18 protein-coding genes are annotated in these 23,470 nt (G+C 41.9%); 3 read left to right on the top strand and 15 right to left on the bottom strand.

What is annotated here, in order from left to right:
- Nucleotides 1-3 precede the first annotated feature (3 nt).
- The 4 genes from ACOAOT_RS00900 to ACOAOT_RS00885 form a co-directional block, all read right to left on the bottom strand.
- Nucleotides 4-1,056 (bottom strand): hypothetical protein, encoded by a 1,053-nt coding sequence (locus ACOAOT_RS00900; protein WP_420215211.1) that lies wholly within the window; start codon nt 1,054-1,056, stop codon nt 4-6.
- A gap of 490 nt (nt 1,057-1,546) precedes the next feature.
- Complete coding sequence (locus ACOAOT_RS00895) at nt 1,547-2,068, bottom strand: hypothetical protein (protein ID WP_420215210.1); 522 nt, start codon at nt 2,066-2,068, stop codon at nt 1,547-1,549.
- 328 nt (nt 2,069-2,396) lie between these two features.
- A complete protein-coding gene (locus tag ACOAOT_RS00890) occupies nt 2,397-3,494 on the bottom strand; it encodes a GGDEF domain-containing protein (RefSeq protein WP_420215209.1) in 1,098 nt (365 codons plus the stop codon).
- A gap of 224 nt (nt 3,495-3,718) precedes the next feature.
- Nucleotides 3,719-9,700 (bottom strand): right-handed parallel beta-helix repeat-containing protein, encoded by a 5,982-nt coding sequence (locus ACOAOT_RS00885; RefSeq protein WP_420215208.1) that lies wholly within the window; start codon nt 9,698-9,700, stop codon nt 3,719-3,721.
- Between the two features lie 357 nt (nt 9,701-10,057).
- Here ACOAOT_RS00885 and ACOAOT_RS00880 point away from each other — a divergent pair, with 357 nt between their 5' ends.
- Nucleotides 10,058-10,606 carry a beta-class carbonic anhydrase gene (locus ACOAOT_RS00880; RefSeq protein WP_420215207.1) on the top strand — a complete coding sequence of 183 codons (549 nt, stop codon included), beginning with the start codon at nt 10,058-10,060 and terminating at the stop codon, nt 10,604-10,606.
- Between the two features lie 114 nt (nt 10,607-10,720).
- Here the strand turns inward: ACOAOT_RS00880 and ACOAOT_RS00875 are convergent, their stop codons facing one another.
- From ACOAOT_RS00875 to ACOAOT_RS00865, 3 genes are all read right to left on the bottom strand, one after another.
- Nucleotides 10,721-12,058: a CitMHS family transporter gene (locus ACOAOT_RS00875; RefSeq protein ID WP_420215206.1), complete on the bottom strand. Its 1,338-nt coding sequence runs from the start codon at nt 12,056-12,058 to the stop codon at nt 10,721-10,723.
- A 124-nt stretch (nt 12,059-12,182) separates the two neighbouring features.
- The gene (locus ACOAOT_RS00870; RefSeq protein WP_420215205.1) at nt 12,183-12,887 is read right to left on the bottom strand and encodes an ATP-binding protein; all 705 of its coding nucleotides are present in this window, start codon (nt 12,885-12,887) and stop codon (nt 12,183-12,185) included.
- Nucleotides 12,796-14,358, bottom strand: a complete 1,563-nt coding sequence (locus ACOAOT_RS00865) for a histidine kinase dimerization/phospho-acceptor domain-containing protein (RefSeq protein ID WP_420215204.1) — start codon at nt 14,356-14,358, stop codon at nt 12,796-12,798. Before ACOAOT_RS00865 ends, ACOAOT_RS00870 begins: the two co-directional genes overlap by 92 nt.
- A gap of 110 nt (nt 14,359-14,468) precedes the next feature.
- Between ACOAOT_RS00865 and ACOAOT_RS00860 the strand changes: the two genes are divergently transcribed.
- Nucleotides 14,469-15,155: a response regulator transcription factor gene (locus tag ACOAOT_RS00860; RefSeq protein ID WP_104438220.1), complete on the top strand. Its 687-nt coding sequence runs from the start codon at nt 14,469-14,471 to the stop codon at nt 15,153-15,155.
- Here ACOAOT_RS00860 and citC read toward each other — a convergent pair.
- The 8 genes from citC to ACOAOT_RS00820 form a co-directional block, all read right to left on the bottom strand.
- Entirely contained in the window at nt 15,145-16,170 is a 1,026-nt protein-coding gene (gene citC / locus ACOAOT_RS00855) for a [citrate (pro-3S)-lyase] ligase (RefSeq protein WP_420215203.1), read from the bottom strand. The two genes, ACOAOT_RS00860 and citC, sit on opposite strands and share 11 nt — an antisense overlap.
- Nucleotides 16,076-17,062: a triphosphoribosyl-dephospho-CoA synthase CitG gene (gene citG, locus ACOAOT_RS00850; protein ID WP_420215202.1), complete on the bottom strand. Its 987-nt coding sequence runs from the start codon at nt 17,060-17,062 to the stop codon at nt 16,076-16,078. Before citG ends, citC begins: the two co-directional genes overlap by 95 nt.
- A 3-nt stretch (nt 17,063-17,065) precedes the next feature.
- Nucleotides 17,066-18,628 carry a citrate lyase subunit alpha gene (citF, locus tag ACOAOT_RS00845; RefSeq protein WP_420215201.1) on the bottom strand — a complete coding sequence of 521 codons (1,563 nt, stop codon included), beginning with the start codon at nt 18,626-18,628 and terminating at the stop codon, nt 17,066-17,068.
- Nucleotide 18,629: 1 nt separating this feature from the next.
- On the bottom strand, nt 18,630-19,532 hold the full coding sequence (locus ACOAOT_RS00840; RefSeq protein ID WP_420215200.1) for an aldolase/citrate lyase family protein: 903 nt from the start codon (nt 19,530-19,532) through the stop codon (nt 18,630-18,632).
- Nucleotides 19,529-19,828 (bottom strand): citrate lyase acyl carrier protein, encoded by a 300-nt coding sequence (citD, locus tag ACOAOT_RS00835; protein WP_420215198.1) that lies wholly within the window; start codon nt 19,826-19,828, stop codon nt 19,529-19,531. Before citD ends, ACOAOT_RS00840 begins: the two co-directional genes overlap by 4 nt.
- Nucleotides 19,829-19,973: 145 nt before the next feature.
- Entirely contained in the window at nt 19,974-20,507 is a 534-nt protein-coding gene (gene citX, locus ACOAOT_RS00830; protein WP_420215197.1) for a citrate lyase holo-[acyl-carrier protein] synthase, read from the bottom strand.
- Nucleotides 20,508-20,510: 3 nt separating this feature from the next.
- Nucleotides 20,511-21,842 carry an MATE family efflux transporter gene (locus ACOAOT_RS00825; RefSeq protein WP_420215196.1) on the bottom strand — a complete coding sequence of 444 codons (1,332 nt, stop codon included), beginning with the start codon at nt 21,840-21,842 and terminating at the stop codon, nt 20,511-20,513.
- A 46-nt stretch (nt 21,843-21,888) separates the two neighbouring features.
- Complete coding sequence (locus ACOAOT_RS00820; RefSeq protein ID WP_420215195.1) at nt 21,889-22,179, bottom strand: hypothetical protein; 291 nt, start codon at nt 22,177-22,179, stop codon at nt 21,889-21,891.
- 182 nt (nt 22,180-22,361) lie between these two features.
- On the opposite strand from ACOAOT_RS00820, the gene ACOAOT_RS00815 reads away from it, so the two are divergent.
- Nucleotides 22,362-23,390 (top strand): 3-deoxy-7-phosphoheptulonate synthase, encoded by a 1,029-nt coding sequence (locus tag ACOAOT_RS00815; protein ID WP_420215194.1) that lies wholly within the window; start codon nt 22,362-22,364, stop codon nt 23,388-23,390.
- Nucleotides 23,391-23,470: the final 80 nt, after the last annotated feature.

The raw sequence follows: 23,470 nt of genomic DNA, 5'->3' as shown, positions 1-23,470 counted from the left end.
ATCTTAATATAGTGATATTACTGCATTTCCATTACCTATGGCCACTAGTTCTACCAATGCGATGGAACCGCTAAAACATTCATTCTCTCTTAAATGTCTGGTTGATTGAAACCTTATGTTTCCAGGAGTACTGGAATAAATTATTATTTTTTCTTCTGGATAATTACCGGGTTGTGTTATATTATTCAGACCGCTGGCTGCAAAGTTGGTTAATCTTAATAAATACGGATTGTATCGTAAGTTCATACGAATTTTTTCCAGACCTGTGACTTCATGGGCTTTCAACAGTACAACATAGCGATTACCTGATTTAACCGGATATTCTCTCTTACTATTTCGGTAAAATATAGGAATAACGGGCATCGATTCTGTTATTAAATAATCGGACTCTTCTTTCAAATCCAATGACTTAATTCGATACATTGCACTACTTGCCCCAATGGGAATGAAGTCTTTCATACCCCGATGTTCTTCTATGTATTTTTGTGTATCATATTCTTGAAAAGTAAGATCTTTTGTTTCCCACTCTTTAAAGGTCAACCATCTGGAGTCAATACTCTCCCAGGTAATACCAGGCAGAGTTATCCGTTCTCCTTCTTTCCAAGAATGTATGGATTCTTCCAAGCTACTCCAGGCTTTATCAAGCTCGTCCAATTCTAACCATGTACACCCTTTCTCAATGTCTGGCTGGTCAGTTCCCGGACCTTTAAATATTTCAAAATCAATTTCACGATTTTCTGTTTGATGCCAGGTAAACGATTGTTTCTCAATCTGTGACCAATTTAACTGATCATAGTCCAGGCGTTCCCAGTGCCGACCTTTGCCGGTTTTTGTTTCAATTTGATTCCAGTTTAATTCGGCTTGATCGTACTGGCTCCAGGGAGCATCAGTACTGTCAAAATTGTCCCAGTTGTATCCAGATAAGGCCTGTGAAAAGGTTTTGTTAAATATACGCTGTAATAAATAATTCTTATCATTTTCCACCACTCCCCAAGAAATTTGTGTTTCTTTTCCTTCATATAGGGTGGGAATATGTAAGCATTCAGGTCGGTTCATAAATAATAGATTCCTCCTTTCATTTTTCTAATTTTATTAGTTTTATTACATAATTGATTGTAATTAAATTTTTCGTATATTAATTCTCGTCTTCCATCTTGATTATGATGTTTTATACACCAGTACGTTATTTTATACGTATACTCCTTTTATGAAGGAGTATACGTAGTTCCGTCTGACTTAAGTAAATAGCAATTTAAGTAATAAAGTTGATAAAAGTGATTTTGTATTAAAAGGCAGTGACATTTTTATCCGAAAAGGCAATATAGTCGAAGCTAACATATTAAATTCATGGCTCAACCAGAGAAGCGTTCCAAGCGGGTACCGTCCTGCTGGTCTGCGACACTTTTTGCTGTGGGATAGCACTGCAAATGCTGTTGCTGATGTTTACTTCGATGGAACAGCTAACAAATTTGTGAGTGTTGATCACAATTTTGCTGGTACAATGGTATGGATTACCACAGATGCAATGCCAACGTAAAATGATCATTTAAGTACTGTATTGAACCTTTTTCCAAGGCTGAGACCATGTTGATTCTCCTAATATAAACCGGCCTATAAAAATATCAATATTACTTTCTGAGTAGAACTTAACAGTAACGTAGCTATCAGCATGTTTAAAATATTCCACGTATCCCCAGTTTGATGCTCCTGCAGGTTTGTCAGTATATAACCTGTTTGAAAATCCAAAAGCACCACTAAGAATTCCTTTTGTGTTAATTATATAGGTTATATCATTTAACATATTTGCGCTTTGTCCAGTACTAATAAAGTCGACTATACGTGGTATAAATGCCATTATATAAGTCAAGTCAGTAGGGGCCTTACCCTTTACATCACTTAAATTGCTATTTACATTATCTAAATTGCTATTTACATTATCTAGATTGCTATTTATCTTAGTTATCTTGTCATCAATAATGGTATTATCATTGACAAAATCTTGCCTGACCGGTTTATCCGATGCTTCCCATAAATTTAACCCTAATAATGTTTTGTTTGTACTTGACATAATTTTTCTCCTTTAAATTTAAATTTTTATAATTTTTTCTGTCCTAATAAATTTGGCATAAATTTATCTTCTTTTATTTCGAACATATGTTCTATAATCGACAAGAAGATCTTAATACTATTAAATCATATTGTCAATACTTTTTTCGAACACATGTTCTTTTCGAATGTCACTAATTATTTAATGTTCACAAAATATTAATAAAAGATAAGTTCACAATTTTTACATTTTTTTCTACAAAAAATAGCGGAGCAGTCTAAAACCACTTCGCTATTATGTCTTATATTAAAATCACATTATTATTCACTTATTTTATTTTATCACAATCTCATTCCCATAATTTCTCATTACCAATTTTAGCTTTATTCCGATACATCGTCTCATCTGCACGATAAATTGCTTTATAGATATCATCCCCCTTTTCATGTATGGCAACACCATAGGAAAATGAAATTGGAAGTTCAGAAATCCTACCGCAATATTTCTGTGCTGCTTTTAATACAAATTTCATCTCTTCTTCACAAATACGGCTGCTGATAAGAACAAATTCATCTCCTCCATACCGATATAGCTTCATATGTCTGGACTTCTGTTTTAAAACAGCTTCTGTTACTCTGCAGATTGCTAAATCTCCTGTGAAATGTCCATAACGGTCATTTAACTGCTTTAAATTATTTAAATCTATCATGGCAATGGTACACTGATGTTTAAAGTTCAGCTTTTCCATTTGTTTTTCATAAGCAACCCGACTATATGTACCTGTCATGGAATCGTAAAGTATTTTCTGGGTAGTTAAAAGTAAATAATACAAAACAACACATACAGATGAAACATTCCATATCATGAAATTTAAATCAAAAAATAATTCCAGGCAGACAGTTGAACCAATCCCGACAAAAGCAGCTGTTAAAAATGTCGTCTCTGCCCTTCTGTTGGGCTTATTCTGCTGTTTGGCAGAAAATACAATCAGTGTCAGCAGATAGAAAAATCCAACCGTTAAAGAGGTGGGAAACAGAGGCCCCCTTTTATACAAATTATTGCAGTTCACAGAGAAAATCCAGCCATTCCATAAACTTAATACGCTTAGCACAGCATTTATCACCTGGGGAAGATAAAACATTTTAGACATCTTTCCTGACACACCGGTATCATAAATCAGCACCATAATCATAGGAGAACACGGACCAATAACAAAATTCAGACAGGTAGTGATGCTTCTCAGCCTCCAAGCCATTCCTGCATCACCCAATGCTGCAAAATACTGATCCAGTGATGTGACAGCCATTAAAAGCAGGAGCAGAAAAATTTCCAGCAGAAATAAACGTTTAATTTTCTGGGAAAAAAGTTTATCCACCAAAACCATTACCCCAAAGAACAGCAGGATTAAAAGCGGTGCGTAATAGGATCTCATTGCCTCATGTAACATAAAGACTTCCTCACAATCTTCAAGTGTGAATCATATTTAAGCAAGACAAACAGCAATTTTTTATAGAACTATATTATCATTTAACGGGAGATTCTACAATTTCATTTTCTGCCATTTTCTACAAAATACGACAAAAAGCGTGCTGCAAAAATCGTATTCTTCTGATCTTGCAGCACGTTCGTGTTTTTTATTTGATTATGTACTTGTTACATCAGGAAATATTATCATTTCGTCCATTCACCTTTTTCATTAACCCGGTATCCATCAGGTGTAACCGCATTTAAAAGGCATTCTCCTGACTGGTTTAAATAATACCAGCTGTCATTTACCATAACCCAGCCGGTTGCCATGGAACCGTCCGCATTCATAAAATACCAGTTTTCTCCGGTCCATACCCAATTTGTCTGCATCCCTCCGTCGGTTGCCAGATAGTACCATTTTCCCTCTACCTGCTTCCAGCCGGTAGTCATATATCCGGTTTGTCCGAAGTAATACCAGACGCCGTTGACCTTTGCCCATTCCTCGTTGGGATAGGTACCGTCTTTCTTTTTTAAACGCCAACCTTTCTCATCCTGCTTCCAGTCTCCTGTTACCTCTTCTGATCCTGATGGCTTTCTGATACCGTAATCCCTGTCCGAATCGGAATCGCGATCGGAATAAGTAGGATTTAGAGTAGGATTTGGAGTAGGATTTGGGATCGGTTCTGGTTCTGGTTCTGGCTCTGGCTCATCAATTCCAGGCAGTACTGCGCCAGCCTTTGCATTTCGAATCACACTTCCTCTTTTCGGGCGCAGGAAATCTCCAAACATAATTCTGCCGTCAACCCGGTAGTAGCTGGCTGCCGGATCCAGAGAGAGGAAATTTTCTCCGCCTATGGCGTTTCCGGTTTGCGTATAAAGATAATTATTGCTGTTCTCACTTGCAGCTATTTTATCTCCATAAATCATTTTCAACTTTGCACTATATGCATCGGTCCGGTAGGAAACATTATTCTTAAATATTCCATCCGCGGTCAGATTGCCACCCCCATCTTTCTTATAAGGACTTGGGCGTAAAATATAATTAAATCTGACGTTATCAAAAGAAGTATTGTTTTCAACTCTAAGCTCACCTGGATTAAAGTTATCCGTAATTCCATCCAAATTATTGTGGTAAGCAATGCTATTGCGTAAAATATGAGGTACTTCTCTGCCCTCTCCTCCAAGCTTGAATCCATTGTTTCCGTTGTTATATGCCACACAGGACTCAATTATGGTTCTGCCGTTTGGCCCATCTGATAACGTATTATATAAATCCCAGCCGTCATCTGCATTATCATGAGATACGCAGTTTACAAACCGGTTGTTATCACCGGAACCTGATTTTGAAGCGAAACCATCCGCATTAATCATAGATCCATCTTTGTTTTCATATGACTCACAGTTTTCAACCACATTATAAGACGGCCATAAGCTTCTGCTGCCTCTTGATTTTGTAATGGTCAGACCTGCATCGCTGGAGGTATTGTGAATCAGGGAATCCTTCATCAGATTATAGCTGCCATGGATCATAACACCGCGGCTGTTTTCCACATTACGCCCATCTACATCTAAACCCATAACATTCCAGTAATCTGAATCTAAGACAAATATCTTTAAGTTTCCTGTTATAGTAACTTTACCCACCGCTTTCAGGGTCTTTCTGTTATCCTTATTACCTGACCCAGTCAAAGGAATTTGAAATGGCTGATAGATTCCCTCATTCATGTAAATAGTTCCACCTGGTACCAGTTTCTTTATTGCGGCCTCAATGGACATAGGATCAGCGGCTGTTCCTAACGCACTATCTGATCCTTCCGATGAAACATAAAGATCTTTGCCATAATCTTCTCTTGTTACCTGAAATGTCTTTACGATTTCTTTTCCGGCATCTAACCCTTCCGATGGTACAAAAGTCAGCTTAAACTCTCCTCCGGACTCATTTAACACAGCTGGTACTTTAAACTGAGTGCCTCCGGTTACTTCAGCCTTTGAAACAATTACGCTTCCGTCCTGGCTTACTGTCATACTGCCAGACTGATTTGTCAGCGCCTGAACCATGTAATCCTGGCTGTTTGAATATTCTCCGGAAGCCACATAAAGAGATGCTCCTTCATCATCTGGTGCCACATATGCCGGTGATTCATCCGGAATTACCACATCCGTTAGATCAAGAATAATATTTTTAACCGTTATTCTGGCATTTCTGGAAGCAAAAAAGCCAACATACATCAAATCCTCATCTAAATAGGACACAATATTGGGTGTCACATTTTTATCTTTAAAGGTATATGTACTGATCACCTTTCCATCCTTATCCAGATAAGTAGTGATAAATCCGGCATCCGTTCGCTCCAGTTTCAGCTTAAGCTCAGTGTTATAACTATTGGTTTTTCCTCCTGATTTGTCTGCTTTTCCAACAGATTTTGCGAAGGTCTCCGTGTTCTTAACGGACTTTAAGTTTCCTGCCGGGCTGTTTACACCATAGCGGGCTGATGCAAGTAAGTTTAAGTCCGCATTAAGAGATTTTCCAGCTGCACCTACCTGCAGCATGACCATATTGGAAGCAGCCGGGTACTCTTCGTATCCTTCCTCCAGAGGATCCTTTCTGGGCGGTCCGTTAATATCCCTGACCATAAGGCCCGCGCCTTCCTGGAGATTAGGCTTGGTTCCATTCTCCGGACCCATCTTTTCCACTGTAACATCTGCCGTAAGAGCAAAATTTTTGCTGGTCGGCACTTCGGTATAATAAAATGTAATCCCGTCATGACCTGCCTGAAGCTTTCCTCCCCTGGATTCAATTACAACATCCTGAGCCGGTTTTCCATCCATTCCCAGAGGAACATCTTTATTCACAGGCCAGGTATAATTAGTTCCAATCTTGTCCTCTAAGACACCAGATTTAAAGTTCAAATCCGTAGACTGCCCAAATGCCGAAGACTTCCAAAGAATTTCAGATCCAGCCATCATACGTTTTTGAACGATACCAGACCCATCCCACATAACCTCAGGCCCGCTGTTAGTCCAGTGGAACGGTCCGCTGCCGTTTTTCGCTCTCCACCATGCATCTGCCGCTTCCACACGGAATGTATGTGGTACGGATAAATCCAGATTACTTACCGTGTAAAATGCATCTGTTGAAGTATAGGCGCCATTAACATGATTAAAATAATCCCCCTCCGTCGTATAAACCGGTTTCTCATCCACATACACCCGGTATGCATAAATTCCCGACTCATCCTCTGGTGCCTTCCATGTCAGGAGCACATTCTCCCCTGTAACAGTCGCTTTAAGGGCATCCGATTCCCATACTGGAGCTTTGTAATCGTAGTTCTTCATTGTCTTAACCGTTTTTTCCTTATATTCATAAGTCTGTCCTGAGTCACTGAATGCCTCAACGGTTATTTCATTGCTTTCCTCCATCATTCTTCCGATGGTCATACTTATGTTACTGGCTTTCGGATCGATAAGCTGATATTTATAAACTGTAGCTGCCAGCTCCCCGTCTGCGTATGCCCGGTATCCCCTGACTCGTGGATCCTTGCTGCCTGCAAACTTTGCTGTCACCCAGGTGTACCCCACTCCGCTGAATGTAACCTGACTGGATTCCGGTTCTTTTAACTCCGGATCCTCTCCCTCTGTTGTGGTTACTTCATACGCCAGCTCTGGTGTCCTGTTTCCAGTCTGATCAACACCATAAACCTTAAATAAGTAACAGGTACCTTGTGAAAGTCCCCCGATTTCACAGGATGTCCCTCTTACTGGTTTAGTTTTGTCAATTAACTCATCTCCCAGGTATGTTTCCACGATATACCCGGTAATTTGTCCTTTACCTGCCACCTGATCCCCATCCCTGGCTGCAGGCCATTTTAATGTTACTTTCCGCTCAGATCCACTCTTGGTTGCTTCCGATGCACTGGCAAGTGCGGCTGCGTCCTCTGGCCAGACGGGCTTTGACATTGCATCATAGGAATTTACTGACTGTGTCGTTGTACCAATAAAATTCAAATCGCTGCAGGCGCTGATATTTGCCCATGCCTGATAGCTTTCTGCTGCTGCATCATCTGACCCTTTTTCAATATTCTTCCAGTTCATCACCACATTATTAAAGGTAACATTGGAAGCACCTTGTAAGATTTCAGAGTTCTTTGCCAGCTTTGTGTCAATATTCGTAAATGTTATGTCCTGGAAATAAAGATCATGGTGGCTATGTACTGGTTTATAAGGCATCTGGTCATCGACATCTGCCACAATATCGATGGTGTTTTTTGTAATGGTATCCGCTGTAATGCGGAATGCATCAATGTTGTAAAATTCTGCCGGCTTATCTGCCGGTTCCACAGTCATAGCCTGGTTCGCATCACTATAAGTAGTATTAAAGGTGAATACCTTTTGGGCATCCCCCACCGCACAGTCACGAATCAGTACATCATAGATTCCGCCCCCGTTTACAGGTGCACTCTTAAAACGGAACGGCATGTCACTGTGATTTAAAACATTGTCCTCCACAAGCATATTGCCTATGCCTGCACCCGTATGACTTCCTGCTGCAATGGCTCCGCCGTGGCATTCCCTCAGAAAATTGTTAAACGTCCAGATTTCGCTAGATGGCTTCTGATCTGTATCCTGCACACCTTTCCCCATTCCGGTTGCAAAATTGATCCCATCATCCCCGGTATCAAAGAAATTGTTAAAGACCATGGCGTTCTGGGTATTGCCAAGCTCGATTCCATCCGCATTGTTTGCATCGTAAGTAATGTATTTTACATTTTCAGAAACTACATTTTCACTGTCAAGAACTGCTATTGTATGAAATGCAGGATTTTCTGCTGTAATTCCCTCAATGTAAACGCCATTTACATTTCGAAGTACAATGAGATTGGGTCTGGTGGCATAAGCTGAGGTATTGCTAAGGCCATTGCTTTTGCCATTGTCAAAGGCACTTTTGGCAAGAATTCCAAGGTTCATGTCATTGTAATTCTTATCTTTTCTTCCCACAAAACCTTTTAAGGCATATTTGGAAAATTCCCCCTTTGTCCAGTCCGGATCTCCACTCTGCCTTGGCTGAATGGCAGGAAGATATCCGTTTCCGTCTGATGCAGAAACCGTTCCCGAACCATATTTCCAACCATTCCCGTAAATCGTCCCCTTTCCAACAATCCGGATATTCTCAAATCCGCCTTCCTCATCTGCACTGTAGGTGTTGATCAGTGCCCAGGATCTTGTATCTGTGGAATAGGGATAAAGCAGATAATTCTGATCATAATGATCTACATTTGGTGATCCGAACAGCACTGCCCCTTCAGAAAGTTCAAGAGTCATGTTGCTCTTTAAATATAAGGCTCCGGTCATAAAAATCCCCTCTGGAACTACAACCTTTCCTCCTTCCGAACAGGCATCAATGGCATTTTGGATTGCCTTAGTATTTGCTACTGTAAACGCATTTTTCTCCTCGTCAATGGAGGTAAATCCCTCTTCTGACCGCTTTGCACCATAATCCGTAATGTCAAACAATTCCGGTTTGCTGGTTGTTGACCAGGAGATACTTGCACGGCTGCCAAGTTCCTCTCCTGCCCCATTCACAGCCACTACAGAAAAGTTATAATCCGTATCCGGTTTCAGACCGTCTGCACGAAACGAATGAATATCTACGTTTACCATATCGATGTTTTTTTCCTGGTAATAATCGTAAAATGCTTTCATGTAAACAGATGCCCAGTCTGCATGACTGGCAAAATTACTTCTCGCATCACCAAGTTTCACATCGTTTAAGTATACGTAGTAGTTGGCAACGTCTGCATAATTCTCCGGCTTGTCCCATACCAGAGTAATTGATGTGTCGTCATAAGCCAGTGTGGGAACTCTTAAGTTGGTCACGTCGCTGCTCCCCTCTGACGTGCTGTAATGTTTTACCTCTGCAAGTGTCAGGCTGGCACTGGATGGGGAAGCGGTTTCAACAGACAGTGAAATTTCGGCATTGGAAGGTGTGGCAGTTAACACTTCCAGATCCTTAGTTTCAAAATAATCTGATACCGTTGCTTCTGACGGTGTGGCATAATCTCTTTCCTCCATTTCCGTTAAGAGTTCTGCATGTGCCAGACCGCCCCCCGGCACTCCCCACTGCGGCAGCATGACTACTGCTAAAAGCACAGCCACACCCCTCCTGCATTGTTTTCGCAAAGCATTCATACTTATTTCCTCCCGTTTTGTAGTGTAAGCGCTTACAGCAGAATTTTACAACTCTCTCTCAAATTAATCAAGCTCGCTTATGCACTTTTGGTAAATAATGACAATATTTTTATGTGTTAATACTAATTTTTTCCAAATAACCCTTTTATTGTTTGTTATTTTTATACATATTTTCACATGTGTTTTTATTGGTTTTTTTATTAAACATCGCCGGTTAAGCACTTACATTTTTCGACATTTTTCATTTTCAGAGCACATTTGACCTTCTAAGCTAAATAATCTTTAAGGAGAACTATAAGTCCCGTTTAAGATTAAACCTCTATTATAAATCTGACACCATATAAAAGGAGGCAGATTATGATTGAGGAAATTCTGAAATACAATGACATCTTTGTAAACAGCGGTTTCTATAAACGCTTTAATACCAACAAATATCCCCGAAAAAGGCTTGCCATACTAACCTGTATGGACACAAGGCTGGTAGAGCTTCTTCCAGCAGCTCTGGGCATTCATAACGGTGACGTGAAATTAATTAAAAACGCCGGCGGATTGATCTTAGATCCTTGTGACAGTACAATCCGGAGCCTGCTGATTGCCATACTGGATTTTGGTGTGGAAGAGATTATGGTAATTGGCCATACTGACTGCGGTGCCGCATCTGTCAGTTCAGAATCCATAATTACCCGTTTAGTGCAGCGGGGAATTACAAGAGAAACGATACAAAGTCAAAGAGAGATGGGGTTTGATTTTGAAAACCTGTTTCAGGGATTTGAGGATACAAAAACTTCTGTCAAGCGCTCTGTTTCTCTGTTAAAAGAGCATCCTCTTATGCCTTCCGGTGTTATCATAAAAGGCTTTGTTATGGATATTTCCTGCGGCAGGCTGGATCCTGTCAGCGCCTCATAAAATCAAAATGCGTTCTGACTGCTGATACACAGCATTTCAGAACGCATTTTTTAATGCAGAAAAATTTAACGGGGCTGCATATTGCAACCCCGTTATTCTTAGGAGATATTTTAACTAAAATGTAATGACACCAAGCACAACGCCGGCAACCAGACATACAAGGCTGACGCCCCAAATCCAAAGGAACGAATTCTTTATGTGGTCTTTGATCTCAACACCAGCAAGACCGACACCAAGGAAAGTGGCCGGAACTACCGGGCTGATGAAGGTTGCACAGTTGCGGCATACTACCATGGCAATTGCGGTATGAACAGGATCTACTCCAAAGCTGTTTCCTACACTGATCAGAACAGGAAGCAGTCCATAGAAATAAGAATCCGTACAGAACAGCATTGTAAGCGGTACAGATAAAACGCCAATAATAAGAGGCATAAAACGACCCATAGACTGAGGGATGAATGACGCAAGAATATTAGCCATATGGTTCATGATTTCACTCTGCTCCAGCACGCCTAAAAATACACCGGCTGCAAGTATGGTAGATGCCATCATAAGAGCAGGGCCAGAATGAGACTTAATAATCTTATTCTGAAGTTTCGCTCCCGGGTAGTTAACCAGAAGTGCAATTACACAGCCTACCATGAAAGTTAAGTAAGATGGAACCTTTAAAAATACAAGGCAATAGATGACAAGCAGGGTAAGACCTATGTTAAAGAATAAAAGCTTAGGTCTTGCAAGATCACCCAGTTCACTGGTAGAAGCGCTTTCTTCCAGCATATCATAGTCTTCCATTTCCAGAGTACTGTCAATTCCTGCACCACGCTTTTTCTCCATCATTCCCCAGAAGAATGCGGTAAATAACGCAATAACAATACCAACTGCCTGCATCGGAAGGATTCTCATCCAAAGTACATTGGCTTCAATTCCAAGAACAGAAGCAGCACGCATGGTAGGTCCGCCCCATGGAAGTAAATTCATAACGCCCATAGCTGTTACGCAGATTAAAAGCAGTGTGGTTGGACGCATTTTCAGCTTTTTGTAAATTGGAAGCATAGCCGGTATGGTGATCAGGAATGTGGAAGCCCCACCTCCGTCCAGATGACCGATTATAGCAATAATACATGTCATAAATGCAACTCCAACTACATTGTGCCCCACTTTTTTCATTAAAGCATTGATGATGCTGTCAAACATTCCCGCATCCGTCATAATTCCGAAAAACAAAACGGAAAATATGAACAGTGCAGCAGTGGAATGCACATCAGCAACCCCCGCCTTAATAAAATCCCCAACTTCTTTGACTGTAAAGGTTCCTGTTAATACCAGAATCAGCGCGCTGACACAGGATACTCCGATGAATGCCAGAGCCGGTACAGTAACATTTCTCAGCAGTAAAACAATGATCATGATAATGGTTGCAAATCCTAATAATGCAAGCATTGTCTCATTCATGTTTTTCTTCCTCCTCTATATTTTGTTATAGAGAAAGTATAAAAGTCCAACCTTACAGTCTCACATCTTCTCCCTTTCATTTCTTTAAGAGAAAAATTAAAAGTTGTTAAGATTGGACTTCCAATTAAAATATATCTTTCAAATTCATGACTGCTTTTAAAATTGCAGAATCTGAGACCGGCTTATCAATGTAATCATCTATCATTCTGCGTTTCTTTGCTTCCACAAGCTCTTTTGTCACACGGTCTGCCATAACAATGCGAATGACCCCGGGAAACGGGCCCTGTAAGGACATACAAAAATCCACCCCGCTTTTCCCTCTCACATACTGTTCCGTTACAACAGCAGCCACTTCCTGTTCTTTTAATATTTTTCTCGCCTCTTCAAAATCCATACAGGAAGTGATAGGAACATCCAGCCTGCTAAAGCTTTTTTCCAAAAGACGTAATATTTTAGGATTATCATCTACAATCAAAATACGCAGAACCGGTCCTCCATCCACAAGTTTAATCTCCTCTTCCCGCTCCTTCTGCTCATTAACCGGAAGGTACATATGAAAGATGCTTCCTTTTCCCAGAGTGCTTTCTGCAAATACATAGCCTTTATGAGAATGAATAATCTGCTCCACCAGGGAAAGACCAAGACCTGTCCCTTTTCCATTTTTCTTTGTGGTGAAAAACGGATCAAATATTTGTTTCAGCACCTCATCACTCATTCCTTCCCCATCGTCTTCCACATCAATCCGGATATAATGATCCCACCCCTCTGGCAGTGTGGAAAGCTTGTACTGGGCCAGGCTCCTCCCGATCCACCGTCTGACACGATACACAAATGGTCCCTTCCCTGTGTCCGATGGCATGAATGGCGTTAACACAGATGTTTAGTATCACCTGATTCATCTGTGTTTCATTGCCCAGGAAGCAATCTTCCTTCAGGGTAAATGATTCCTTAAGATGTATATTGGGAGGGCAGACAGAACTAACCATCTTTATCGCCCGTTTTAACACTTTCTCACCCTGAAGATTTTTAAAAGCCGTCTCCATATTTTTTCTGCTTAATGACGAGATCTGCTGGATAATTTCCTTTGCTTTTGTGGATGCCTCATAGATTTCCGAGGCATTGTCATGATTCTCTGATTGTTCTGGCAGGTCCAGCATCAGAAGCTCTGCATAACCCATGATGGGAGTGAGAAGATTGTTAAATTCATGGGCAATTCCCCCTGTCATGGTTCCCATAATCTGAAGCCTCTGCTGATGTGCAATGGTTTCCTCACTCTGATGAATCTCTTCCAGTATTTTATTAAGTTCCAAAAGATATGTAATTTGTTCCGTATCCTTTCGTTTTTGAACCCTTAAATCTCCGATATAAATCACCAGACCCAGAACAATTGCCATTGCACAGAAGAATACAAGCCCCAGCTTAAAAAATCCGGCTGCTACAGGGATGTAGATATCATTGTAATCGATGACTGCACTGATGACCAGAAATCCATCTCCGATCTGAACCGGTGAATAGGCGCTGATCTTCTTTACCTCCGGAACACCCGGATCAACCCACCAGTAAGAAAAATACTCCGAAACACCTTCTTCTCCCCGGTTCTGTTTGTCGATCATTTGCTTTAAACTGGTTAAATCTACGCCCGGGAACATCTCTTTTCTCCCGGAAATTACATTAATTCCCCACTGCTGCTCCTGGGGGTGGGCCAGTATGATGCCAGAAGAATCTTTTATGACAACGTATCCATTTGTGCCAAGGCGAATTTTAGATACCAGTGATTTATAGTAGCTCCGTTCATTGATTACTATGGAGATAGAACCCACATCAGGAATATCCCTCTTTAACACCAGATACAGGTCTCCATTTTCCAGCTTACACTGAAGAAACTGTTCCGACCGGCTGATTGGTGTGACTGAATATGTCTTCACCACACCATAGCCCTTCATGCTTTTAATCATATCCCCACGTTTGTCTTCCACAATCACATCATAAACAAACCGTCTGTGATTGGAAACATAATCCCCAATCATACTCCAGTCCCGTTTTCCGGTCTTTTTAAAATTCTCTTCCTCTATATCATAAATTGTATTTAGATCTGCCTGATAGCCTTCAATAAAAACCTTTAGGTTCTCCCCCATACTCTGGGTTGTTAAAAGCATCTGCATTTTCTGATTGTTTATAATGGCATCCTTATAATCATTCCAGATACCAAATGTGAGAAAGCAGAAAATAATCAGTACGGCCGCCATTGCGCAACAGATAAATATTCCGGTATACTTTCTCTTTCCTTTTATATTATTCATGATTCTGCCTTTCGTTTGCCTCTTCCTCATTGACTTGTTCTATTATTAATATTATAATAAATTATAACATATTTCGATAAAATTCTACATGATTTTCATTGGGGGAAACTATGTCTGATAAAGTATTAATTGTAGATGATGATCCAGCTGTATTAAAACTGCTGGAAAAAGTCATGCACAGCAATGATTTGGAGACTACTGTGGCAGACAGCGGCCTCGCTGCTCTTAACTGCATAAAAAATCATACATATGATATGATTCTTATGGATGTCATGCTGGGAGATATGGAAGGCTTTGAAGTCATTAAAAAGCTGCGTGGCCAGGGAATACAGACTCCCGTTATGATTGTCAGCGGTCGAAATGAGGACTATGATTCCTTGTATGGACTGTCGTTAGGCGCCGATGATTATATTACAAAGCCATTCCGCCCTCTTGTGCTGGGTGCCAAGGTGAAGGCGCTCATAAGGCGCTACAAAAACCAGGTGCTGGACAGTTCCGATATTCTGGAATGCGGTCCCTTTTCCTACAACACTTCTACCATGCGTTTTTATAACAAAGGGGAAGAGATCGTTCTCTCTTCTAAGGAAAGCAGCCTGATGCTGTTATTTTTAAAGCATCCAGGACAGGTTTACACAAAAGAGATGATTTATGAGCACGTATGGGGAAACAGTGTGGCAGTTGATGATAACGCCATTATGGTTTATATCAACCGTCTCCGCGGTAAAATCGAAGAGGACCGGCAAAAGCCGGCCCATATTGTAACTGTCAGAGGTCTGGGATACCGGTTTATCCCATAGGCCTCTGGCCTTTTTTTATTTCCAGATATTTAAGAGTAGTCTCTGGTACCACTTCCTTAATGCGATGAAAGTCTCCCTTCTCATACCAGGCTCTCACCATGGAGGCACTGACAGGAATCCCTTTTAACTGTTTTCTTTCAAATTCAATTACCTCAATCCCATATTGAGGCAGGATCTCTTTCATCTGCTCATTGTACTGTCCTGTTATGGCACAGTTTGGCTCTGTACCCACAAAACGTCTGGTGATCTTAAGTTCCGGAGCGATCCGGCGTGCGAATAAAGTCAGATCCAAAAGGCAGTTGGCCTTTTGAGCCTGGGCTTTCTCCTTAATAAAATAGGTAGGAAACGTAGCCGCCGAAATAACAAAATCCGAGGACCGGTGAACAATCACCTTTGATAAATCACTGACGCCTTCCTTTACTAACTGATAACGGTCTTCCGCATGAAAAAAACTCCTGTCATCCGATAATACAAGTACGTGAAGATAGTCGCAATTAAGAAGTGCCTGTTCCACCAGATAACGGTGTCCATTGGTAAATGGATTGCAGTTTACCACCATGCAGCCGATTACGGGACCAGATTCCAGCGCTTCTTTGGGAGACTCCTCTTTTAAGCGGTGTATAAACTGATCAAACCCCTCTTTCCGGTTCTCCATAAAAAGAATTTCATTGGTCTTCAATACACTATAGAATCCCAGATTTTCAAACATCTCCTGGTTTTCCGGTTTTGTGTAAAGAAGAATATGGGATCTTTCCTTTTCAAATTCATACTGAACCAGTGCAGAACAAATGGTTGCCGCCAGTCCGAATCCTCTGGCTTCCTGATCCACAGCGATACATTTCAGTACATTGTCATGAGCAGAACCGGTTGCCACGATCCTGTAATTCTCATCTAAAAGACAGATGGTATACTCAATCCCGTCATCGTAATCCAATTGATTTAAGGTAAGAAATGTCTTCAACCGTTCCAGCTCTTTCCCCCGGAAAGGTCTCCCTTCCAGTCTCATGAATTCCATAGGCTCCTCCCCACTTACCAGTTAACTGTGTGAGAAAAATGGTGACAGCAAGAAGATCTGCGCTTCCTCCTGCACTGATATTCTTTTTCACAAACCACTGATCCATTTCTTTTAATAAAGACAGACTCTCTTTCCTGTAGGCGCCTCCGTCTTCTATAAACCTGGCAGCGATGTCCTTCACCTGCTTTAGCACTACGGGATTATGCCTGGAAAGAATGTTTGAATCGTCCACCTGGCTCATAAGATGGAACAGGGTCTCCAGCTTAATACTGTTCCATTCCTGTCCTTTATAAAGCCCCGCAGTCATCACAGGCAGTGAAATATGAAATACAGAGGAATAGCCACTGATGGCCTCCCCCCTGGCACCGGTCAAACCGTATTTCTCAAGGTTTTTTTCACCTTTCGAAACAAAGTGATCCATGCTTTGTACTTCTTTCACCAGAACATCTCTGACCATAGCCTGTTCCATCTCTATCAGCTGTTTTAAAGTAATTTTTCCAAAAGTGCGGTGGCAGGCTCCTGCTGCCCCGCATAAAATCCCCAGATGAAAGACCAGCCCCTTGTGTGTATTCACTCCTCCAGTCGCCTGATACATGGCCCGTTCTGCCAGAATTCCGATTCTGCGAATGGTTTCAAATAACACAGGAGGCGCTTCCCACAACCTCTCCCCCTCAAGAGCCATTGTGACAAAATAAGGCTTTAGGGCCTTGGCACTCCGTTCAAAAGAGACCAAATTCATATCCGTATGAGCCCCATTGGAATAAGGATCCACTAACCCCGGCTTTGGAAGCGTATAGACCTCCTCCAGCAGCGCAACGTATGCCAGTTTTCCAATCCGATATGCAGCTTCTTCCTCCTTTGATGGAACGTTCACACAAGACCCGCTTTGCATTGTCTATTCTCCTGAAAATTCAAATTTTTTAATCTTACGGACAACATCCATTACTGTACCATCACGGCTTTCAATGATTCCCACTACTTTATCATCAAATTGTACCCGTTCCGGCTCTCCCACGATGGAATATGCGATATCCCGCAGCTCCTCTATGGTCTTAAACGGAAGATCCACATTCTTCATGGCCTCAATTAAATCCTGTCTTCTGGGATTAATTGCAATGCCATAATCCGTTATTACCACGTCAATGGATTCACCAGGAGTGGTAACGGTTGTCACGTCGGTACAGATGGCTGGAATTCTTCCCTGTAAAAGAGGTGCAATTACGATGGTGCATTTTGCACCAGCCGCCGTATCCGGATGCCCACCCTGGGCGCCGGTAATAATACCGTCAGAGCCCACCACAACGTTACAGTTAAAATTCACATCTACTTCAAGCGCAGCCAGAATTACGAAATCCAGCTTATTAACCACCGCTCCTTTATTAAACGGATCGGCATATTCACCGGCACTAATGCGGAAATGTCTGGGATTAATTACAGACTCCACTGCATTTAAGTCAAAATCCTGGGTATCAAGCAATGCATCTACCTGATTGTTTTCCAAAAGATCGCACATGGGTTTTGTTAAACCTCCCACGCCGAACTTCATTCGTATGTTTCTCTCTTTCATGATTTTAGAAAGAGAGATGGTTGAAGCAATGGAAGCACCGCCCACACCGGTCTGATAAGAAAATCCATCTTTGAAATATGGTGTATTTACTACAAACTGAGTACAATAATCAGCCATCATCAGCTTTCTCATATCTGTGGTTGGCTTTGCCGCTCCTGTGGCAATTTTATCCGGGTTTCCAATCTCATCAACCACAACCACGTAATCCACCTTTGTCATGGAAATATGGGCAGGAAAGTTGGGAAATGGAACCAGGCAGTCAGTAATGGCAACCACTTTATCCGCATAATCCCCATCAACCATGGAGTAAGAAAGCACACCGCAATCGGACTTTCCGCCGATTCCGCGACAGTTGCCGTAATCATCACAGGTAGGCGATCCAATAAATGCAATATCAATTCTCACTTCTCCAGTCTCTATGGCACGGACTCTGCCCCCGTGGGAACGCATAACAGCCAGACCTTTTAGTTTTCCTTCTGAAATGGCGCGCCCGATTTTTCCTCTGACACCGGAGGACTGAATGTTTGTAATTGTACCGTCTTCTATAAATTCCACCAGCTTATCATGAGCTTTTCCCAGGGAGCTTGCGCAAATGGTAATATCCTTAATACCCATTTTGTGGATCTCTTCCATTACCATGTTAACTACATAATCACCATCCCTGAAATGGTGGTGAAAGCCCAGTGTCATCCCATCTCGAATCCCGCATTTTACCAGAACTTCGTGAATGTTCTCTACCAGCTTACTTCCCTCTGAATTAATGACACATCTGGTAGAAGGACCGTCTTTTTTATATTCGTATCCATCAAAATAGTGATTTCCTTTAAATGGTTCTTTTCCTGTTATTTTTAAGATTTCTTCTGGAATCTCTCTTCCTACTGCATTGATCATCTTATAAATCTCCTTTATATACGCCGGAAGCCTTTGCCAGTTCAATGGTTCTCCTAGCTCCGTCATAAAATGCAATGTCAATCATCTTTCCATCTACTGTAAATACACCGATACCCATTTCTTTTTTCTCTTCAATCTCTCTTACCACCTTTTCTGCAAAGATAATGTCTTTTCCAGAAGGGGTGAAAATATCATGAACAATTGGAATCTGGCGGGGATTAACAATTGACTTTCCGTCAAATCCCATAAGATGAATTGTCTCCACATCACGGCGGAAGCCTTCCATATCATCAAGGTTTGTATATACGGTGTCAAAGCACTGTACCTTTGCGGCTCTTGCAGCGATGATTAAATTCTGTCTGGCTCCCATGAGCTCAATACCCGTACCTGTAATGCGGGTCTGCAGATCTTTGGTATAATCTCCTCCTGACAAAGCAATTCCAAAGAGACGGTCTGATGCTTCACAGATATCCAGAGCCTTCATAACACCTCTTGCCGATTCTATTGCCGCCATGATAAGGATCATACCTTCCGGCATTCCAAAATCCTTCTCTGCCTTTAAAATCTCCTCTTCCACTCTGTGGACGTCTTTGGGGCTTTCCACCTTTGGAATACGAATGGCATCACATCCACCAGCTACTGCACAGCGGATGTCCTCCTGCCAGTATGGTGTATCAAGCCCGTTAATTCTTACCACCCGTTCACACCCTCTGTAATCAATCTCTTTAAGAGCATGATACAGGGAAAATCTGGCAGCGTCTTTTTGGTTTTCTGCAACTGCATCCTCTAAATCCAGGATGATGCTGTCCGGTCTATAAATATAGGGATCCTTAATCAGTCCCGGTTTCTGGGCATTTAAAAACATCATGGTTCTTCTGAGCCGCTTCTTTACTAAATTGATCATTCTAAAGCACCTCCCCATAAAGCATTGACAAATTGATCCATAGAGCGGGATACGGCCGCTTCTACCCTGGCTTTGATGGTGCAGTCCAGGGCGCCCTTATCTACCATGGAAATTTTTATATTATCCACTCCCAGGTGACTCAGAGTTTCAAATACCACTTTTCTGATTTGGTTGCCATACTGATTAATTACTGCACTTTCCAGTGTAAAATCAATTCTTCCGTCTCCTGGCTCAACAGTTACCTGACAGTCACTGGATTCCAGCGTTCCGGCCATAGCCGGTCTTTCTATCTCCATTTTGTTTAAAGCCTCCCTTTAATTTTCTATAATTTCAGTTTACATGGGGAATCTTAACTCTGGAAAAAATGTACCTTAAAAAATATTAAGAAAGGAAGCCTGCATTTTCGTGCAGTGCTTCCTTTCTTAATTGGTTAAATACTCTTTATTTTTCCTGGTGCTTTTGATAGTCCCGGATCATACTCTCTACTTTACGCATCAGCTCCTCAACGGAATGGGTTCTGTTTCTGGCGCACCCTTTTGCCTCCTGCCCGCAGATGAAACAGGTGCGTGCAGGTGCAGAAATAGCTGCTCTGCTCATACTGATCCCTTCTATATTATAAACATCTATATCCCAGAGGCGGCCTAATGGGTGAGTTTCTTCCAGTCCGACAGCCAGATCCTTCACCAGGACTGGGTCCGCACAGTCTAAGACATAGAATTTCATAAACCCAGCATTCTCTGATACTCCGGCCATCTCTATTATTTTTATGCCTGAATCAGTAATTTTTTGTTCTAACCACCTGGTTCCCTCCTCAAAAGCAAACAAAATATCATCGGAAGTTTTAATGGGCCCCGGTATGTTCATTGCCAGTGTCATCGTCACCAGTCCCATATATATTCCCCTCAGTTCCTCCTGAATTCTGGCTTTCCTTTCGCGGAAATGAAGCATTTCTTCAAGTTCAACATATCGATTCATAATCTACCTCTTATCTGTTGTTAATCCTGACAGGTTTCTGATTTTTAACGTCAATGGAATCACCATTAAAATCCAGACAATTGGTTCTGCCACAATAATTCCCATATATTTAAGAACCGGTGCCAGAAATGCTGCAATTGCAACTTTTCCTGCCAGTTCAATAAAGCTTGATACAACCGGGGTTTTATGATCCCCGCATCCCTGAAGTGCATTCCGGAAAATGGAAATAGCTGCAGGTACAAAATAAAACAGGGAATTAATCTTTAAGTAAAGGGCAGCCGTTCCTGCTATATCACGGTTTAAAGAACCGGTCACAAGATACACCAGATAAGGCGCAGCCGTATAACTTAAAAGAATCATTGCCACTGACCAGATGGACGTAATGATAAGCGCCTGGGAAATGCCCTTATAAATTCGGGATATCTTACCCGCCCCCATATTCTGGCCACAAAAATTCGCCATGGTCACGCCCATAACGGAAAAAGGGAGCATGAAAAACTCTGTAATTTTACGAGCCGCCGTGTGTGCAACAATAATATCTGTCCCCAGAAGATTGATTGCACTCTGCAGGGAAAGGGTTCCAAAAAATACCAGTGACATCATTAAAGCCATGGAAATTCCCGACGAATAGAGCTGCCTGATCTCTCCTCTGGTAATTTTAAAATCCCGGATATGAAAGCGAAAAACCGGATAGCGTTTTATCATATAGCAAAGGCTTAACACTGCCGACAGGGTTTGGGACAATACGGTTGCAATGGCCGCTCCCTCCACCCCGGTATGGAGAACAAGTATGAAGAAAAGATCCAGAAATACATTGAGTATACTGGATAAAACCAGAAATGCCAAAGGGGCTGCCGTATCTCCCACCGCTCTTAAAATGGAGGCACATGCGTTATATAGCATGGTCATGACCATTCCAAACAGAATGATCCGGATATATCCCTTTGCAGCAGGCATCAAAGACTCCGGTACATGAAGTGCTCTTAAAAACAGAGGCAGACCTCCCACACACAGCAAAGTAATTACAATGGAGGTGAGAGTCCCTAAAAGCAGACAACCAGCCGAGTACCTTCTGACCTTCTCCTCATCTCCCGCTCCATAGCTTCTTGCTGTAAGCAGGGCGAAACCGCCGGTCAGTCCGGACAAAAAACCAATAAACAGAGTGCTGATGGAAGTTGTAGCTCCCACAGCCGCCAGTGCACTCTCTCCCAGGGTGCTTCCCACTACCCGGGTATCTGCAAGGCTGTAAAATAGCTGAAATAGATTGCCAGCTGCAACAGGAAGCGCAAACTGAAGCATGATTTTTCCAGGGCTGCCTTTCGTTAAGTCTTTCATACTTTCTCCTTAGTCAACTTCATATTCTCCCATGGGGCAGATACCGTCAGACAGTAAAATCCTCAAATCCCGAAATCATGGGATAGGGTGCAATGCTTTTCACCGGACTGGTTATGGTCCCCTTAACATAAGGACTGAATGTCAGACGGCGAAATGGTTCTTTTGTTTTATTTTTAATCAGTCTGTCATTTCTTCCTAACTCACCTATGTAATTTCCATTCTTGTCATACAGCTCTTTGCCGTAAAACTTACCAAGAACTGTTCCATCACACGCAACTAAATAATCCCGTTGCTTCACCCCGATATAGCTTCCTCCCCAGTTCCAATATTTTTCCATTTTTTTAACACCTTTCCATTTTTCATTCGTTAACATCATACAACATTTTTGAATAAAAAGGAACACTTTAGAAGAGACACTTGGTCAAACTTAACCAAATTTCAAGGAACACTGGATTTTTCCCGTGTTCTGTTATATAATCAACTGCAAAAAATAAAACAGCAATGATACAGGAGGATATTATGGGATTTCAATATGTCAGCAATCTGCCCAGCCCGGAAGAAATCAAAGATCGTTTTCCTCTTCCAGCCGCTTTAAAAGCCCTTAAGATAGAAAGAGACCAGGCCATCAGTGACGTACTTACAGGAAACAGCGACAAATTTCTGGTTATTATTGGTCCCTGTTCTGCTGATAACGAAGACTCCGTCTGTGATTATGTAAATCGGCTGGTGAAAGTTCAGGAAAAAACAAAAGACCGTCTGATTCTGGTTCCCAGAATTTACACAAACAAGCCAAGAACCACAGGCGAAGGCTATAAAGGAATGCTTCACCAGCCTGACCCGGAGAAAAAGCCGGACATGCACGAAGGACTCATCGCCATCCGCCGCATGCACATGAAGGTTTTTGAGGAGACCGGTTTATCCACAGCAGACGAAATGCTGTATCCGGAGAACTTAACCTACCTTGACGATATTATGTCCTACATTGCCATCGGAGCCCGTTCCGTAGAAAACCAGCAGCATCGGTTAACATCTAGCGGCTGTGAGGTGGCAGTTGGTATGAAAAACCCCACCAGCGGCGATATATCGGTTATGCTCAACTCCGTAGTTGCTGCCCAGCAGGCTCATGATTTTACTTACCGGGGCTGGGAAGTGAAAAGTTCCGGCAATCCACTTGCCCACACCATCCTGCGAGGTGCGGTTAACAAACACGGTCAGTGCATCCCCAACTATCATTTTGAAGATTTATTTCTTCTTCATGAGATGTACAGCAGACGCAATCTGCAGAATCCCGCGTGCATCGTAGATGCAAACCATTCAAACTCCAATAAAAAATACAGAGAGCAGATTCGTATCTCCAAAGAAGTCCTTCACAGCAGAAAGCACGCGCCTGAGATCCGCAGTCTTGTTAAGGGACTGATGATTGAAAGCTATATCGAGCCTGGCTGCCAGAAGGTTGGAGACGGATGTTATGGAAAATCCATTACCGATCCATGTCTTGGGTGGGAGGAATCCGAGCGTCTGATTTATGAGATTGCGGAGAACTGTTAATTGCCCATATATTTTTCTCAATTACAAGTAATTTAAAAGAAGGTATAGACCAAAACAATCTGATGTATCTTTTAACAGAT

Source organism: Lacrimispora struthionigena (genome assembly GCF_048627165.1).
GTDB lineage: Bacteria > Bacillota > Clostridia > Lachnospirales > Lachnospiraceae > Lacrimispora.
Note: the sequence above shows the minus strand (reverse complement) of the source record. Positions and strands in the feature narration are given on the sequence as shown.

Bases quoted from the DNA above. Each gene is read 5' to 3' on its own strand.
- ACOAOT_RS00900 (WP_420215211.1), bottom strand. From the start codon at position 1,056: ATGAACCGACCTGAATGCTTACATATTCCCACCCTATATGAAGGAAAA.
- ACOAOT_RS00895 (WP_420215210.1), bottom strand. From the start codon at position 2,068: ATGTCAAGTACAAACAAAACATTATTAGGGTTAAATTTATGGGAAGCA.
- ACOAOT_RS00890 (WP_420215209.1), bottom strand. From the start codon at position 3,494: ATGTTACATGAGGCAATGAGATCCTATTACGCACCGCTTTTAATCCTG.
- ACOAOT_RS00885 (WP_420215208.1), bottom strand. From the start codon at position 9,700: ATGAATGCTTTGCGAAAACAATGCAGGAGGGGTGTGGCTGTGCTTTTA.
- ACOAOT_RS00880 (WP_420215207.1), top strand. From the start codon at position 10,058: ATGATTGAGGAAATTCTGAAATACAATGACATCTTTGTAAACAGCGGT.
- ACOAOT_RS00875 (WP_420215206.1), bottom strand. From the start codon at position 12,058: ATGAATGAGACAATGCTTGCATTATTAGGATTTGCAACCATTATCATG.
- ACOAOT_RS00865 (WP_420215204.1), bottom strand. From the start codon at position 14,358: ATGAATAATATAAAAGGAAAGAGAAAGTATACCGGAATATTTATCTGT.
- ACOAOT_RS00860 (WP_104438220.1), top strand. From the start codon at position 14,469: ATGTCTGATAAAGTATTAATTGTAGATGATGATCCAGCTGTATTAAAA.
- citC (WP_420215203.1), bottom strand. From the start codon at position 16,170: ATGGAATTCATGAGACTGGAAGGGAGACCTTTCCGGGGGAAAGAGCTG.
- citG (WP_420215202.1), bottom strand. From the start codon at position 17,062: ATGCAAAGCGGGTCTTGTGTGAACGTTCCATCAAAGGAGGAAGAAGCT.
- citF (WP_420215201.1), bottom strand. From the start codon at position 18,628: ATGATCAATGCAGTAGGAAGAGAGATTCCAGAAGAAATCTTAAAAATA.
- ACOAOT_RS00840 (WP_420215200.1), bottom strand. From the start codon at position 19,532: ATGATCAATTTAGTAAAGAAGCGGCTCAGAAGAACCATGATGTTTTTA.
- citD (WP_420215198.1), bottom strand. From the start codon at position 19,828: ATGGAGATAGAAAGACCGGCTATGGCCGGAACGCTGGAATCCAGTGAC.
- citX (WP_420215197.1), bottom strand. From the start codon at position 20,507: ATGAATCGATATGTTGAACTTGAAGAAATGCTTCATTTCCGCGAAAGG.
- ACOAOT_RS00825 (WP_420215196.1), bottom strand. From the start codon at position 21,842: ATGAAAGACTTAACGAAAGGCAGCCCTGGAAAAATCATGCTTCAGTTT.
- ACOAOT_RS00820 (WP_420215195.1), bottom strand. From the start codon at position 22,179: ATGGAAAAATATTGGAACTGGGGAGGAAGCTATATCGGGGTGAAGCAA.
- ACOAOT_RS00815 (WP_420215194.1), top strand. From the start codon at position 22,362: ATGGGATTTCAATATGTCAGCAATCTGCCCAGCCCGGAAGAAATCAAA.